Origin of the sequence: Acidovorax sp. Leaf73, from assembly GCF_916855635.1 — a bacterium.
GTDB classification, from domain to species: Bacteria; Pseudomonadota; Gammaproteobacteria; order Burkholderiales; family Burkholderiaceae_C; genus Acidovorax; species Acidovorax facilis.
In genome coordinates this window covers 23,393-38,559 of the sequence record NZ_CAKASI010000008.1, presented here as the reverse complement: position 1 = coordinate 38,559, position 15,167 = coordinate 23,393, and the positions used below count along the sequence as shown (strand labels likewise).

Here is a 15,167-nt window from a genome sequence, read left to right as displayed (position 1 = left end):
AAACGAAGGTTGCGCATTGATGGATGGTTGGTACGCACCCCCTCAGGTGCTTTTCAATGCTTGACGGAAAGTCTAGAAAGTGCACAACGGAGCGTCCATCGCACAAATGGACTAGTCCGCAACAGTGTGTTGTGCGCAATACTTGCTCATGACTTACGCAAAACAGAGCTCAGGCAAACGGTTCATCCCAAGGCAAGGCGGGTGTTGCATCCCGGTTTGCGCCGGGGCTGTTGCTGTATGACTGCCCGCCTTTTGCTGGTGGACGACCACAACCTGTTTCGCACCGGGCTGCGCCTGATCGTGCAGGACCACCCCCGCGTGGGCACGATTGCCGAGGCGGGCTCGATTGCCGAAGCCTGCGCACTGCAACTGGCCGATGCCGACCTGGTGCTGCTGGACATCCAGCTGCCCGGTATGAGCGGCCTGGACGGGCTGCGCCTGTTGCGCCAGGCCTGCCCCCGGGCGCGCATCGTGCTCGTTTCGGCCAGCGTAGCGCCCGATGCGATCCATGAAGCACGCGCCCGGGGCGCCGATGGTTTCCTGCCCAAATCCGCCAGCGCCGAAGACATCCTGGAGGCCATTTCGTGCGCCTTGTCGGGGCAGCCGTGTTTTCCGATCAACAGCGGCAACAGCGCCACCACGCGCGGGCCGGACACGCCGTCGCTGACCGCTCGCCAGCTCGACGTGCTGTCGCTGCTGTGCACCGGCAAGCCCAACAAGGTCATCGCACGCGACCTGGGCCTGAGCGAAAACACCGTGCGTGTGCACGTGGCGGCCATCTTTGCGCAGCTGGGCGTCAACAGTCGCAGCGCCGCCTTGCTGGCGGCCCAGCGCCTCGGCCTGTCCACCCCCCAGCTCCATGACTCCCTCTGAGGCCCTGCCGGTGCAGCCGGATGCCGCCCAGCCCCCCACCCGCTGGGGGTGGCCGGCGTGGGAGCGCGATGAGGTGCTGCGCGAGCAGGTGGCCCTGCTGCGGCACAACTTTCCGATGACGCTGCTCGCGTCGCTGGCCACCGCGCTTGGCACGTTGTGGGTCATGGCGCGGGTGGCCGAGCCCCAGGCCATCACGGTGTGGCTGGTGTCCCACGCACTCGTGGTGGCCGGGGTGTACCTCACGCTGCGCAGCATTGCGCCTTTCACCGACCCGGCGCAGCAGGCGGCGCGCAAACTGATCGCCTGCATGGCCACCATGGGGCTGAGCTGGGGCAGCCTGGGGTATGTGGTGCTCTACTGGGGCACCCCTGAAAGTGTCATCTACGCCATCGGCATCATCAGCACGGTGTCGTCGGGCGCACTCGGGCTGGGGGCCCCGCTGTACCGCGCCTATGTCACCTACCTCACCTGTGCCATCGGCGGCGTGATGATGGCGGTGGCGCTGGCTGGCGGGCCTGTGATGTGGCCCGCGCTGTTTCTCACCGGTGTCTACTACGCGCTCACGGGCATGCAGGCGCGCACCGCCGACCGGGCCACACGGCGCAGCATTGCGCTCAAGCTGGAAAACGACCGGCTGGTGAACCAGCTGCGCGCCGAATCGCAACGCGCCCTCGCGGCCCAGGAGGCCGCCGAGAAGGCCGACCGCGACAAATCCCGTTTCCTGGCCGCTGCCAGCCACGACCTGCGCCAGCCCTTGCACGCGATGGGCCTGTTCCTCGAATCGCTGCAGCGCAGCCCGCTCAACGACCACCAGCTCACCGTGCTGGGGCATGCCCATGCCGCCTCGGGCGCGGCGGCCGAGATGCTGACCACCCTGCTCGACTATTCGCGGCTGGAAGCCGGTGTGGTGAAGGTGCGGCCCGATGCCTTTGCCGTGCAGCCGCTGCTGACGGCGCTGGAGCAGGAGTTCGGCGTACAGGCCGACACGGCGGGGCTGGTGTACCGCACACGGGAGACTTCGGCAGCGGCCTTTGCCGACCGCTCGCTGGTCGGGCTGGTCATGCACAACTTCATCTCCAACGCGCTGCGCTACACCGCCAAAGGCGGTGTGCTGATTGCGTGCCGCACGCGCGGCAAGCGCCTGGCGCTGGAGGTCTGGGACACGGGGCCGGGCATCCCCCGGAGCCAGTGGGACAACATCTTCAAGGAGTTCCACCAGCTCGGAAACCCCGAGCGCGACCGCCGCAAAGGTCTGGGGCTGGGGCTGGCCATCGTGCAGCGACTTGCGCGCGAGATGAACACCTCGGTCGAGGTGCTGTCGCAGCCGGGGCGGGGTTCGGTGTTCCGGCTGTGGCTTGACCGCTGGCAGGGTGCGCTGGAGGACGACACCGCACCTGCGCCCGATACCGTCAGCCTCGTGGGCCTGAAGGTGCTGGCCATTGACGACGATGAGGCCGTGCGCCTCGGCATGCAATCGTTGCTGCACAGCTGGGGCTGCCAGTGCATCACCGCAGAGTCGAGCGCCGATGCGCTCGAATGCCTGGAAGACATCACACCCGACATCATCATCACGGACTTCCGCCTGCGCCACGAAGAGACCGGCAAGCAGGTGCTGCAGGCCCTGCGCGCCTACCTGGGCACCAGCGTGCCCGCCATCATCATGACGGGCGACACATCCCCCCAGCGCCTGCGCGATGCGCAGTCCACCTCGGCCCTGCTCCTGCACAAGCCGGTGTCCACCGGCCAGCTGCGCGATGCCATGGTGCAGCTCATCACCCAGCCGCAGCCCGTGCCACCGGACAGCATGCCGCAGGACGACGACGAGGGGACGGCTACAACCAGCGCCGCAGCATCCCCATGACCTGGTCAAACCGGGCGCCATAGGGAGGGTAGAACAGCGAGCCCATGGACCAGCGCGACTGCACCAGCACCGACTTCTGGTGGCAAAAACGCAGGAAGCCTTGCTCGCCGTGGTAGGCGCCCCAGCCGCTGTCGCCCACACCACCAAAGGGCAGGTTGTCGTGCGCAATGTGCATCAGCGTGTCGTTCACCGTCACGCCGCCGCTCACGGTGCGGCGCAGCACATCGTCGCGCACGGCCTCGCTCTGGCCAAACCAGTACAGCGCCAGCGGGCGCGGCCCGGCATTAATGTGGGCGATGGCATCGTCCAGCCGTTCGTAAGAGATCACGGGCAGGATGGGGCCAAAAATCTCTTCCTGCATGAGCTGCATCTGCGACGTAGCGCCAAACACCAGCGTGGGCAGCATCTGGCGGCTGGCGCCGTCGCCCAGGGTGCCCACCGTGTTCACAACGGGCTTGCCAGCAGCGGGGTCAATGGTCTGCACTTCGGCCCCCTGCGTCTGTGCCTGCTGCAGCATGGTGCGCAGGCGGGCGTGGTGGCGCGGCGTGATGATGGACGCGTAGTCAGCGTTGCCCTCGATGGTGGGGAACAGCCGCGCTACCGCGGCCCGGTAGGCCTGCGCAAACTCGCCCTCGCGGCCGCGCGGCAGCAGCACATAGTCGGGAGCAATGCAGGTTTGCCCCGCATTGAGCAGCTTGCCGTGCGCAATCTTGAGCGCCGCATCCGCCATGTCGCAGTGGCCGTCGATGATGCAGGGCGACTTGCCACCCAGCTCCAGCGTGGTGGGTGTCAGGTTCTGCGCCGCCGCTTGGGCCACCTTGCGGCCCACGGCGGTCGAGCCGGTAAACACCAGATGATCGAACGGCAGGGAGGCAAACAGGGCCGACAGGTTGGCATCGCCCTGCACCACACAGAACTCGTCGGGTGAAAAAAACTGGGCCACCAGCAACGCCAGCTGGGCCGAGGTGTGGGGTGTCAGCTCGCTGGGCTTGAGCATCACGCGGTTGCCCGCCGCCAGCGCCGTGATGGCGGGCGCCAGGGCCAGCTGCACTGGGTAGTTCCACGGGGCAATCACGCCCACAACGCCCAGCGGCTGGCGCTGGATGTGCGCACTGGCGGGCTGCAGGAAGATGGGCGTGCGAACCTTGCGGGGCTTCATCCACTTCGCCAGGTGACTCAGCGTATGCGACAGCAGAGTGCGCAGCACAAAGAAGTCGGCCACCTCGGTCAGGCGCGGAGAACGCATGCCAAAGTCGGCCTGCACGGCCGCTGCCAGCACCGGGCCATGCTCATTGAGCATCTTGGAGATGCGCAGCAGCCGCTCGCGGCGCACCAGCAGTGGCACATCCACATGCGCGCGGCTGGCCTGGCGTTGAAGATCGAAATGGGCGTGGATATCGGCGGGTGTCATGGTTGGATCATAGAAGACACCCCGACAGGCGCGTCACGAAAAAAACGGAGGCGACACCGGTGCAGGCTCCCTGTGGCTCCGCACTGGATGGGGCATGGTGCGGGGCAGTGCCCGGTCAGAAGCGCCCCTTCAGCGCACTTCGCGCGCCTCGACGTCCGTGACCTCAGCGGCGCCAGGCAGGATGCCACCTCGGCGCGATGCTGCGGTCTCTTCGCTGGCATCAGGCGCCGCTGGCGCGGCGCCACGGCGGCCCGAGGACCAGCGCTCGGTAGAGCGAAACACCGTGCTGAAGCCCGTGCGCGGGTCCATGCGCATGACCCACGGGGTCACGGGGCGGCCAGTCAGGCGAGCCCAGCCCGCCCGCAACGCCCAGACCAGCGCGAGCACCATCACCGCCACCAGCAGGCTGGCAAACAGCACCAAGCCCATGGCGACGACCACTACCCGCAGCAAAAGGCGCACAACGCCCGCAACAAAATCATTCAAACGTCACCTCTCCTTCACATCTGGGAAGAGGGAAAAAGGGGTTACCCCCTTTTCCCCTGGTCCCGATCAACCCTGCGGCGCGGCGCTGAACTGGAACACCCCCGGTTCCAGCACCGGGTTCACGCTCACTGCGATCACGCTCTTGGGAGGGAACTGTCCTTCCAAGAGCAGCTTGGACAGCGGGTTCTCAATGCGCTGCTGGATCGCCCGCTTGAGCGGCCGCGCACCAAACACCGGGTCGAACCCCACCTTGGCCAATTCTGCCAAGGCAGCATCGGACACCTGCAACTCCAAATCCATCTTCGCCAGCCGGGTTTGCAGCAGTTGCAGCTGGATCTTGGCGATCGAGGCAATGTGCTGCGCATCGAGCGCGTGGAACACCACGGTCTCGTCGATGCGGTTCAAAAACTCGGGCCGGAAGTGGTTCTTGAGCTCGCCCCACACCGCTTCCTTGATGTCGTCCGAGTCCTGTCCCACCATGGCCTGGATCAGGTGCGAGCCGATGTTGCTCGTCATCACGATCACCGTGTTCTTGAAGTCCACGGTGCGGCCCTGTCCGTCCGTCAGACGGCCATCGTCCAGCACCTGCAGCAGCACGTTGAACACATCTGGGTGGGCCTTTTCCACCTCGTCGAGCAGCAGCACGCTGTAGGGCTTGCGGCGTACGGCCTCGGTCAGGTAGCCACCCTCTTCATAGCCCACATAGCCGGGCGGCGCGCCGATCAGGCGGGCCACGGAGTGCTTCTCCATGAACTCGCTCATGTCGATGCGGATCAAGTGGTCCTCGCTGTCGAACAGAAAGCCCGCCAGCGCCTTGCACAGCTCGGTCTTGCCCACGCCCGTGGGGCCGAGGAACAGGAACGAGCCCGTGGGCCGGTTGGGATCGGACAGGCCCGAGCGCGAGCGGCGGATGGCGTTGGCCACCGCAGCAATCGCCTCTTGCTGGCCCACCACACGGTCGTGCAGCTTGGTCTCCATCTGCAAGAGCTTGTCCTTTTCGCCCTGCATCATCTTGGCCACGGGGATGCCCGTGGCACGACTCACCACCTCGGCGATTTCTTCGGCACCGACTTGTGTGCGGAGCAGGCGGCGCGCGGCAGGGGCGCCGTCCTTGCCCGCCTCTTGCGCCTGCGCTTCCTTCAGCTGCTTTTCCAGCTCGGGCAGCTTGCCGTATTGCAGCTCGGCCACCTTGTTGAAGTCGCCCTTGCGGGTGAATTCTTCGATTTGGAATTTGAGCTTGTCGATGGCCTCGCGCACATGCGCGCTGCCCTGCGCCTGGGCTTTTTCGGACTGCCAGATTTCGTCGTAATCGGCGATTTCCTTTTGCAGCTTGGTGATCTCTTCCTCAATGAGCGCAAAGCGTTTTTGCGAGGACTCATCCTTCTCGCGGCGCACCGCTTCGCGTTCGATCTGCAGCTGGATCAGGCGGCGGTCGAGCTTGTCCATCACCTCGGGCTTGGAGTCCATCTCGATCTTGATCTTGGACGCGGCCTCGTCGATCAGGTCGATCGCCTTGTCGGGCAGGAAGCGGTCGGTGATGTAGCGGTGGCTCAGCTCGGCCGCGGCCACGATCGCCGGGTCGGTGATGTCCACGCCATGGTGCACTTCGTACTTTTCCTGCAGGCCGCGCAGGATGGCAATGGTGGCTTCCACCGTGGGCTCGCCCACCAGGATCTTCTGGAAGCGGCGCTCCAGCGCAGCGTCCTTTTCGATGTATTTGCGGTACTCGTCCAGCGTGGTCGCGCCCACGCAATGCAGCTCGCCGCGCGCCAGGGCGGGCTTGAGCATGTTGCCCGCATCCATCGCGCCTTCGCCCTTGCCCGCGCCCACCATGGTGTGCAACTCGTCGATGAAGACGATGGTCTGGCCTTCGTCCTTGGCCAGCTCGTTCAGCACGCTTTTGAGGCGCTCTTCAAACTCGCCGCGGAACTTGGCGCCCGCGAGCAACGCAGCCATGTCGAGCGACAGCACGCGCTTGCCCTTGAGGCTCTCGGGCACCTCGCCCGCCACAATGCGCTGGGCCAGGCCTTCGACGATGGCGGTCTTGCCCACGCCGGGCTCGCCGATGAGCACGGGGTTGTTCTTGGTGCGGCGCTGCAGCACCTGGATGGCGCGGCGGATTTCATCGTCGCGCCCGATCACCGGGTCGAGCTTGCCAATGCGCGCGCGCTCGGTCAGGTCCAAACAGTATTTGGCCAGCGCGCCACGCTGGCCTTCGGCCTCGGCACTGTCCATCTTCTGTCCGCCGCGCACGGCCTCAATCGCAGCCTCCAGGCTCTTGCGCGTGAGGCCGTTGTCCTTGGCGATCTTGGCGGCTTCGCCCTTGCTATCGATCACGGCCAGCAAAAACAGCTCGCTGGCAATGAACTGGTCGCCGCGCTTGATGGCCTCTTTCTCCGTGGCTTGCAGCACGCGGCCCAGCTCGGGGCCGCCCTGCACCTGGTCGTTGCCCTGTACCTGGGGCAGACGCTTGACGGCGGCTTCCGCCGCTGCCAGCAGGCCGGGCACGTTGGCGCCCGCACGCTGCAGCAGCGCCTTGGGTCCGTCGTCCTGCTTGAGCATGGCCACGAGCATGTGCACAGGCTCGATGTAGGCGTGGTCGTTGCCCAGCGCAATGCTCTGTGCATCGCTCAGGGCTTCCTGGAACTTGGTGGTGAATTTGTCGAGACGCATGTGGATGTCCTCCGAATTGCGCTGCACTTGGGGCAAATCTTCCGGAATTTCAAGACGACGCCCCAGCGCAGGCCTTGCGCCAGATCAATCTTCGCCCAGGCGCCCTGATGCCTTGAACAGATTCATTTGATCACCGCCGGCTCAGACCGCCTGCGCCGAGCCCGCAAAGCAAAAAAGCGCAGGCGGAATACCGCCTGCGCTTTTTTTAGGGTCCGCGAGAAATTACTTGGCGGGAACGACGATCACGGTATCGCCCTTTTTGCCATCGGCTCCCGTATCGCCCGTGGCACCGGTAGCGCCAGTGGAACCCTTGGCACCGTCATAACCGGGAGCACCCGAGGAACCGGTGGCGCCAGTGGCACCCGTCTCGCCCGCAGGACCGGGAACGGCCACCGTGGCACCGGTCGAGCCGGTTGCGCCCGTAGCGCCAGCAGGGCCGGCCGGGCCCGGGACCACGACCACGGGGGCAGTAGCGGGAGGGGTCACAACCGTTTTCTCGCAAGCGGCAAGACCAAAAGTAACGATAAGTGCAGCGAGCAGCAGGGATTTTTTCATGGGAAGCCTTGTAGGAGATGAAGCGCACGCGATGATGAAACTGTGCGGAGAGTTTCTTTCTGGCTGCAACTGTGGCGTTCAACAGTCACTGCCAGCGGTAGCGCTAATTTATCGATGCCCCCCCTGCCGCCTTGTAGGACGGCCCGACGACTGCTTGTGGTTCCTGGCGATGCCTCACCGCAACCCAGTGAGCCGACGAACTCCTGGTGCAGATGAAACATTCCATCCGCCCCATTCACAATCACTACAAAATTTACAGCTTCCATCGCTTTACCAATAAGCGCTAGCAGCCAATTTTGCTCAAAATCTTGTTTGAGCCACCGCTCCAACAAACCGCGCAGACGTGCGTCGGCCGCTCCGCAACGCCAGCAACCCCAGCAGCGCGGCCAGCCCACCCAGGCCCCAGGTCGACAGGGTGGGGATGGCCGCCGGGCTGGGCGCCAGCAGCACGGGGACCACCGGGTCGTTGATGGTGCCGTCCTGCGCGCCAAAGCTGTTGTCGCCCCAGCCACCGTCCGTCACGTCGTAGGTCACGGTGTTGCCGCTGATCTGCAGGTTCACGGGGTCGTAGTAGCGGCTGGACAAGGGGCTGTCGGGTGTGGGGCCGTACTTCTTCACCGTGAAGCCCGTGAGGTCTGGAAAGGTCACCGCCACACGCACCGTCTCACCCGGCTGGCAGTTGATGAGCCGCAGGCGGAACGCCCCGTGCGGCAAAGTGGCGCCGGGGTACGGCGCCGGTGCCGCCACCGGGCCGGTGCCCGCCAGGTCCAGCTGGCAACCCGCGCTGCCATCCACCACGCCCACGTTGACCGGCCCCGACCCGGTGTTCGTGGGTGTGGGCAGGGTTTCAAAACGCGCCTGCACAGTGCAAGCGGCCGTCACCGCTGCCGTGGTGTAGGTGCTGCCCGCCAGCGTGCCGCCGCAGCCCGTGACGGCCGCAATGCGGTAGCCCGCAGCGGGCGTGACGGTGAAGGCGCCCGTTTGGCCTTCGGCCACGTTGACGGCCCCAGCCGGATTGATGCTGCCGCCCGCCCCCGCTGTGGCGGTGACCGTGTGCAGGGCGGGTTGACTCCGTTCCACGGTGAGGGTGTAGGTGCGCCGGGCCACGCCGTTCTCAGCCACCACGTCCACCTGGATGACATTGGCACCGACCGCAAGCGGCAGCGGCGCAGTCGCCATTCCGCTGGTCACCACCACACCGTTGACCGTGATGGACGCCCCGGCCTGCGCCGCCACCGGTGTCAGCGACAGCTGGGCCACCCCATGGGGCACCGTGGCGGTATACGCCGTCACGCCACCGGCAAATGCCGGGCTGAGCGCCCCCTGCGACAACGCCAGCGACGCGAGCGCGGCATTGGGGGATGGCGAGGCATTCACCAGCACGGTGATGCCCCCCAGACCATTGGCGATGGCAATGTCCAACAGGCCGTCCCTGTTGAAGTCGGCAACCACCATCTGCTCGGGCGTGCCGCCCACAAACCGCAGGAGCGGCGCACCCAGCCCACCGGGGGCGCCCTGGCCACGCACGATGGCAAGCTCGCCCGAAGCTGCGTCAGCGGCCACCAGATCGGGCCCGCCATCGCCATCAAAGTCAGAGGCGGCAAGAACGCTGGCAGAGATTCCCGCGCCGTAGGTGCCGACCATGCTCAGCGCCTGCCCGGGCGCGCCAGCCAACGAGGCAATCTGCACTCCTGCGGAGGCAAACACCCCTGCCCGGCCCGTCTGGCTCCAACCGGCAATCGCGCTCAGGGCGCCTACGCCCGCCGGCACATAGACGGGATCGCCCGGATACGAGGCTGAGGACAGCGAGGTGCCCACGGTGCCCACGGACGTTGCGGCCACGATGTCGGCACGGCCGTCCTGGTCGACATCCAGCGGGGCAAACCCCTTCACGTCATCCCACGACGCCACATCCAACATTTCGATGGAGCCCTGCGGGCTCACGCCGACCCACTGGATGCCTTCGTAAACACCTGCCGTCTCTGGCGCCCACACGGCCGCGTACGCGGGGTAGCCAGCCCCCCGGAAATTGCCAATCACCACTGACCGCGGGGCCAGGCCAATGAAGGACCGCTGCCCGGCCACCGTGAAGGTGCCCCGGCCATTGCCGAGGAAGACCATGATCGTCTTGTCAACCTCGTTCACCACGGCCAGGTCCGCATGCCCGTCCCCATTGAGATCGCCAGCAGCCACGGATCCCGCGCCCGCACCGGCATCAAGCCGGGTGCTGAATTCAAATCCACCAGCACCATTGCCACGCATGATCCAGACAGCATCATCGTCACGGTGCGTCACGGCGACGTCGGCGCGCCCGTCTTCATCAAAATCGGCGACGGCTATCGCCTGGGTGTAACGCTCTGGGATTCCGTAGGCACGTGCTGCAGCGAATCGGCCCGCGCCGTCTCCCCGCAGGTTGGCCAGGTAGCCACGTTGGTCGTCCAATACGACGATGTCTGGATGCCCGTCGCCACTGAAATCCGCCACTGCCGGGGGGCTGGCAGATTCGCCCACCGGGTATTCCAGCCCCTGGGCACTGAATCCGCCGCCGGCAAGGCCCGGCACAACCACCACCGTGCCGCTAAAGCGGGACAGCACCACGTCGGCCCGGCCATCGCCCGTGGCGTCCACGATCTGCCCGCCGCTGAAGCGCCCAAAGGCAGGGCCCACCCCTCTGCGCGAAAAGCCACCCTGCCCATCTCCGAGCAGGAGGACAGGGCTGGCGGAGGTGTTCTGCACAAGTGCCAGGATGTCCAGGTGGCCGTCGCCATTGGCATCCCCTGCGGCCACAAACGGGACGTACTCGTCACCGGTCACGCGCTGGGCCGCCGCAAAACCGCCCGCGCCATTGCCCAGCAGCAAAAACACACCGTCGCCCGACCCCGCAACAATGTCCACATGACCGTCCTCGTTCCAGTCGCCCGAAACAACATGGCGCCCTGCAACACCCAAACCGATGTCAGTGCGGGGGCGACCGTCAAACCGCCCGTCACCATCACCCCACAAGACGGACACGCCTTTTTGCGCCCCGGAAAAGACGGCAATGGCCAGGTCGAGCCGCCCGTCACCGTCGAAATCCGCCACTGTCAGATCGCGCGGATTGAGCCCCGCACCAAAAGTGACCGGAGCAGACAAACCACCGCTGCCATCCCCCAGGTGAATCGTGGCGGTTCCGTTGTTGAAGCTGGTCACGGCAACATCCAGATGCCCGTCACCATTGAAATCCGCCGCCGCCACGCCATAGGGAGCAGAGCCCACGCTGAATGCTCCCGCCTCGGAAAAACCTGCAACCCCGCCTGTGTTGAGCAGGATCTTGACGGTACTGCCCAGGCGATCCACCACAACGAGGTCGGGCCGGCCGTCTTCATTGAAGTCTCCCGTCGCCATCTCACTGGGAAGCCCACCCAGGCGCAAACTGGTCGCGGCCCCGAAAGCCAGATCAGCACGGGCCTGCCCAGAGACCGCCAGGCACAAACCGACGACGGCCAGGCCCAGCCTCCACGCGCGCCACAGCGCTCGTGCTACAGATTTCATGAAGAATTCCTCCCTGTTCAGGCCCTATCTGGGCAGGAGGCGATTCTCGAAATGGACGTGGCTGCGCACAAGTCCAAACATTGCATGGATGTGAATGACGTGCCCGGCAGGATGCGTATCCGCAACGCCGCAGGGCGCCCGCTGCAGCGACTGTCTAGGCGTTGTTCGCCACAATGCCCCAGCGCGCCAGCGCCGCGTCGTCAGACACGCGGGCATCCACCCAGCGCGCGCCCTGGGCGGTTTCTTCCTTCTTCCAGAAAGGCGCCTGGGTCTTGAGGTAGTCCATCAAGAACTCGCAGGCCTGAAAACTCTGGCCCCGGTGGGCACTGGTCACCGCCACCAGCACGATCTGGTCGAGCGGCTGCAGCAGGCCCACGCGGTGGATCACGCGGGCGCCAAAAATATCGAAGCGCCGAAAGGCCTCGTCCAACATGGCTTCGATGGATTTTTCGGTCATGCCGGGGTAGTGCTCCAGCTCCATGGACGACACCTGGTCGCCTTCGTTGCGATCCCGCACTGTGCCCACAAAGCTGCACACTGCGCCGATGCCTTTGTTTTCGCGGCGCAGCGCAGCGACTTCGGTGGACAGGTCGAAGTCCTCGGTCTGGATGGAAACGCGGGGCAGGGTCATGGCAAAAAACTCTCTACGGGGCGTGTGGAAGTCAGACAAAAAGAGTCTTCAGGGCGAGCGGTGCAACCGGGGCGCGGCCAGCAGGGCACGCTCTTCTTCCACCACCTTGTTCAACTGCGCCAGTGCGGGCGACGGAGGCAACTGGGCCAGCAGGGTCTGCAGGCGCGTGACGTCACCGACGGTGGGCGCGACCTTGATCTGTGCGATGGCGGCGGGCAGGTTGCCGCCCCGGACCAGCGCCAGCACCTTGGCGGGCCATTCACTTTTGTTGCGTGCCATAAATAGGTCAAAAGGTTTGTCTGTACGATTCGCCCGCACTGTACCCGCACTTGCTCGCACTACAGCCTCCACCGCAACTTAAGCCCATGGCCACACAAACGATTCAGACCGCTCACTACAAGCTCTACCCGTCCCCGCGCAATACGGTCCGCAACGTGTTCGAGCACCAGGTGTTCGTGCCCCACCCCTACGCCCTCATCGACCTGGATGTGATGGAGCTGGCGGGCAAAACCACCCTGTTTGGCGCCTGCCGCCTGTCGGACATGAAAATGGGCCAGGTGGTGACCTTTGAGCTGGCGTCCGACCAGGCCAAGTTCGAGCGCCTGTTCACGCCGGACTGAATCAGCAACCCTGCACCGCAACACGCCCCATGGACCTGCAAGAATCCTTCGAGGCGCTCGACTCCCGAGCCCCGGACACCTATGCCCAGGCCGTAGAGGCCTATTGCGACGGCATTTTGCGGCTGCACTGGAACGAGCGCCTCATCAACAAGATCTTCGGCCGGGCGCTGCAGTCGCATGCGGCGGGGCGGCTGGTGGTGCAGCACTACCAATGGCAATTGCGGGGGGCACCCCGGCCCACGCTGGCACTGCTGCAGCGGCGCATGCCCGGGGGTGCGCGCACGCTGGCCACGTTCTTTGCGGTGCTGCGCCTTGCCGGTATGGTGGCGGTGGACATTGACCCCGGCGACCGCCGGGTGCGCTACCTGGTGCCCACCCCCCGGCTGCTGGACGGCCTGCGCACCTGGGTGCGGCACCACCTGCACTGCGCTGAGGCCCTGGGCGCCCTGCCCCCAGGCCATGCACAGCGACTGGACAGCGATACGGACTACTTTGCCGCCTTTCTGGCCGGGGCCGACCACATCCTGGATCGCCTGGCCGAAACCCGGGGCCGGTTTGGCGGCTGGGACTGGTTTGACCAGCGCGACGGCGGTGGCCGCATTGCCATGCTGCTGTTGCGCGAACACTGCCGGGTGCACCGCCCTGGAGAAGAAGGGTCCACGCCGTTTCCCCTGCGGGCCAGCGAGCTTGCGCAGCGCCTGGGTTTTTCGCACTCGCATGTGCGCAACCTGGTCAATGAAGCCGCAGCGCAGGGCCACCTCACCCAGGACGCGCCCCGGGGCCTCGTCGCGCTCACACCCCGCTTTCAGGCGGAGCTGCAAATCTGGCTGCAGCACCTGCTGGGCTGGTTTGCAGAGACAGCGGCCATGGCGCAGCACCACCTGCAAGCCCGCTCACAAGCACCCACGCACAATAAGTCCGCTGGTGTGCACAACCCCTGACTGCACCGCTCTGGCGGGCTTTTTTTCCTGCCCCCGAACCGCGCCCACCACCCAACAAGCCATGTACGACGACAACCAGATCCACGTGCCGCCCTCCTTCATGGCGGTGTACACCGACACCCGAGGGCGCCTGACGGAAAAGGCGGACGGCGTGCGCGCCCGCTACGAACTGTGCGAAGACCTGGCAGGCCACCTGGTGGAGCACGCGCAGACGCTGTACCACGTGCAGGCGCCTTCCGAGACCGAGATCCTGCAGCGCATCCACGTGGGGCTGTGCACGGCCGAATCTGGCGTGGCGGTGGCCGAAGCGACATGGATCGTCACCCGGCTGGCCGAGCTGCTGGTGTGGCAATGCCCCGTGCTGGTGCCGCCGCAGCCTGAATCTGCAGCCGACGCGGCCCAGCCACCGCAGGCAGGCTGACCAACCTTGGGACACGGTGGGCGCTTGGCTATACTGCGGCCCATGTCCACGCACACCCCCTTTGCCATGACCGCCGCACTTGCGGTGGCGTTGCAGTGCGTGGGCAAAACCAAAAAACCAGAGCTCATCTGACCGGAGCTGTGGTTCCGTCCGGATGAGCGACGGAACCACCTGGTAGAGAAATTTCCTTTTCTCGTTTCACTCCCCGGCATTCCGCGCGCGCTCCCTCCGGACGGTTCTTCCCTTGGTCGAACCCTGAAAGGACGCTTCGCATGTCTGCCACCGATACCGCTACCTCCCACCAGCCGCTGTTCAGCGGGCTCTGGATCGCCTTGGTCACACCGTTCAAGGACGGCGCCGTGGACCACCCGGCCCTTGCCGCCCTCACCACCCGGCTGCGTGCCGACGGCGTTGCGGGCTTCGTTGCCTGCGGCTCGACCGGTGAGGCCGCAGCCCTCGACAAGGCCGAGCAACTGCAGGTACTGGAGACCGTGCTCAGCGCCGCCCAGGGTTTGCCCGTGGTGATGGGCGTGTCGGGCTACCACCAGGGCCAGGTGCTGGAACAGGTGCGGACCCTTGCACACTACCCGGTTGCAGGCCTGCTGGTGTCCGCCCCGCACTACATCCGCCCCTCGCAGGAGGGACTGCTGCACTGGTTCCGCACCCTTGCCGACGCCAGCGCGGTGCCCCTGCTGATCTACGACATTCCGTACCGCACGGGCGCCACGCTCACCACCGAGACGCTGCTGGCGCTGGCGGCGCATCCGCGCATCCAGGCCATCAAGGACTGTGGCGGCAACACGGCCAAGACGCAGGCCCTGATCGCCGATGGACGGCTGCAGGTGCTGACCGGTGAAGACGCGCAGATCTTCCATACGCTGGCCCTCGGCGGTGCAGGCGCCATCTCTGCCTGTGCACACTGGCAGACGCCGCGTTTTGTGGAGTTGATGGCATTGCTGCGCCTGGGCGACCTGCCTGCAGCCCGCCACTTGTGGCAGGCCTTGCAACCCTGGGTGGAAGCGTGTTTTGCAGAGCCCAACCCTGCCCCGCTCAAGGCCATGCTGGCGCATGCAGGGTGGATGCGCAGCGAACTGCGCGCGCCGATGATGCCGGCCTCGGAGGCGCTGCAGGATCGTTTGAAGGCGCTTTGAGGTGACGTGCCAG

13 protein-coding genes are annotated in these 15,167 nt (G+C 65.9%); 6 read left to right on the top strand and 7 right to left on the bottom strand.

The annotated features are described in order from the left end of the window. Positions 1-237 precede the first annotated feature (237 nt). Positions 238-873, top strand: coding sequence for a response regulator transcription factor (locus tag LPA35_RS23465; RefSeq protein WP_055393190.1), 636 nt, complete (start codon positions 238-240; stop codon positions 871-873). Further along, on the top strand, positions 860-2,734 hold the full coding sequence (locus LPA35_RS23460) for a hybrid sensor histidine kinase/response regulator (RefSeq protein WP_228899317.1): 1,875 nt from the start codon (positions 860-862) through the stop codon (positions 2,732-2,734). Before LPA35_RS23465 ends, LPA35_RS23460 begins: the two co-directional genes overlap by 14 nt. Here the strand turns inward: LPA35_RS23460 and LPA35_RS23455 are convergent. The 7 genes from LPA35_RS23455 to LPA35_RS23425 all read right to left on the bottom strand — a co-directional run bounded on the left by LPA35_RS23455 (position 2,706) and on the right by LPA35_RS23425 (position 12,300). Next, the gene (locus LPA35_RS23455; RefSeq protein ID WP_121420726.1) at positions 2,706-4,145 is read right to left on the bottom strand and encodes a coniferyl aldehyde dehydrogenase; all 1,440 of its coding nucleotides are present in this window, start codon (positions 4,143-4,145) and stop codon (positions 2,706-2,708) included. The genes LPA35_RS23460 and LPA35_RS23455 overlap by 29 nt on opposite strands. Positions 4,146-4,274: 129 nt before the next feature. Then, positions 4,275-4,631, bottom strand: coding sequence for a hypothetical protein (locus tag LPA35_RS23450; protein ID WP_055393184.1), 357 nt, complete (start codon positions 4,629-4,631; stop codon positions 4,275-4,277). Positions 4,632-4,697: 66 nt separating this feature from the next. Beyond that, complete coding sequence (gene clpB / locus LPA35_RS23445) at positions 4,698-7,304, bottom strand: ATP-dependent chaperone ClpB (protein WP_121422806.1); 2,607 nt, start codon at positions 7,302-7,304, stop codon at positions 4,698-4,700. A 222-nt stretch (positions 7,305-7,526) separates the two neighbouring features. After that, the gene (locus tag LPA35_RS23440) at positions 7,527-7,859 is read right to left on the bottom strand and encodes a collagen-like protein (protein ID WP_121420727.1); all 333 of its coding nucleotides are present in this window, start codon (positions 7,857-7,859) and stop codon (positions 7,527-7,529) included. Positions 7,860-8,159: 300 nt separating this feature from the next. Continuing rightward, entirely contained in the window at positions 8,160-11,390 is a 3,231-nt protein-coding gene (locus LPA35_RS23435) for an IPTL-CTERM sorting domain-containing protein (protein WP_228899316.1), read from the bottom strand. Positions 11,391-11,544: 154 nt separating this feature from the next. After that, complete coding sequence (locus LPA35_RS23430; protein ID WP_121420729.1) at positions 11,545-12,021, bottom strand: molybdenum cofactor biosynthesis protein MoaE; 477 nt, start codon at positions 12,019-12,021, stop codon at positions 11,545-11,547. Positions 12,022-12,069: 48 nt separating this feature from the next. Then, on the bottom strand, positions 12,070-12,300 hold the full coding sequence (locus LPA35_RS23425; protein WP_055393176.1) for a hypothetical protein: 231 nt from the start codon (positions 12,298-12,300) through the stop codon (positions 12,070-12,072). Between the two features lie 86 nt (positions 12,301-12,386). Here LPA35_RS23425 and LPA35_RS23420 point away from each other — a divergent pair, with 86 nt between their 5' ends. From LPA35_RS23420 to dapA, 4 genes are all read left to right on the top strand, one after another. Continuing rightward, complete coding sequence (locus tag LPA35_RS23420; RefSeq protein WP_055393174.1) at positions 12,387-12,641, top strand: hypothetical protein; 255 nt, start codon at positions 12,387-12,389, stop codon at positions 12,639-12,641. A gap of 29 nt (positions 12,642-12,670) precedes the next feature. Next, positions 12,671-13,582 (top strand): hypothetical protein, encoded by a 912-nt coding sequence (locus LPA35_RS23415; protein WP_228899314.1) that lies wholly within the window; start codon positions 12,671-12,673, stop codon positions 13,580-13,582. 61 nt (positions 13,583-13,643) lie between these two features. Further along, positions 13,644-14,003 (top strand): hypothetical protein, encoded by a 360-nt coding sequence (locus LPA35_RS23410; protein WP_218300578.1) that lies wholly within the window; start codon positions 13,644-13,646, stop codon positions 14,001-14,003. A 272-nt stretch (positions 14,004-14,275) separates the two neighbouring features. Then, the gene (gene dapA / locus LPA35_RS23405; RefSeq protein ID WP_228899304.1) at positions 14,276-15,154 is read left to right on the top strand and encodes a 4-hydroxy-tetrahydrodipicolinate synthase; all 879 of its coding nucleotides are present in this window, start codon (positions 14,276-14,278) and stop codon (positions 15,152-15,154) included. Positions 15,155-15,167 lie beyond the last annotated feature (13 nt).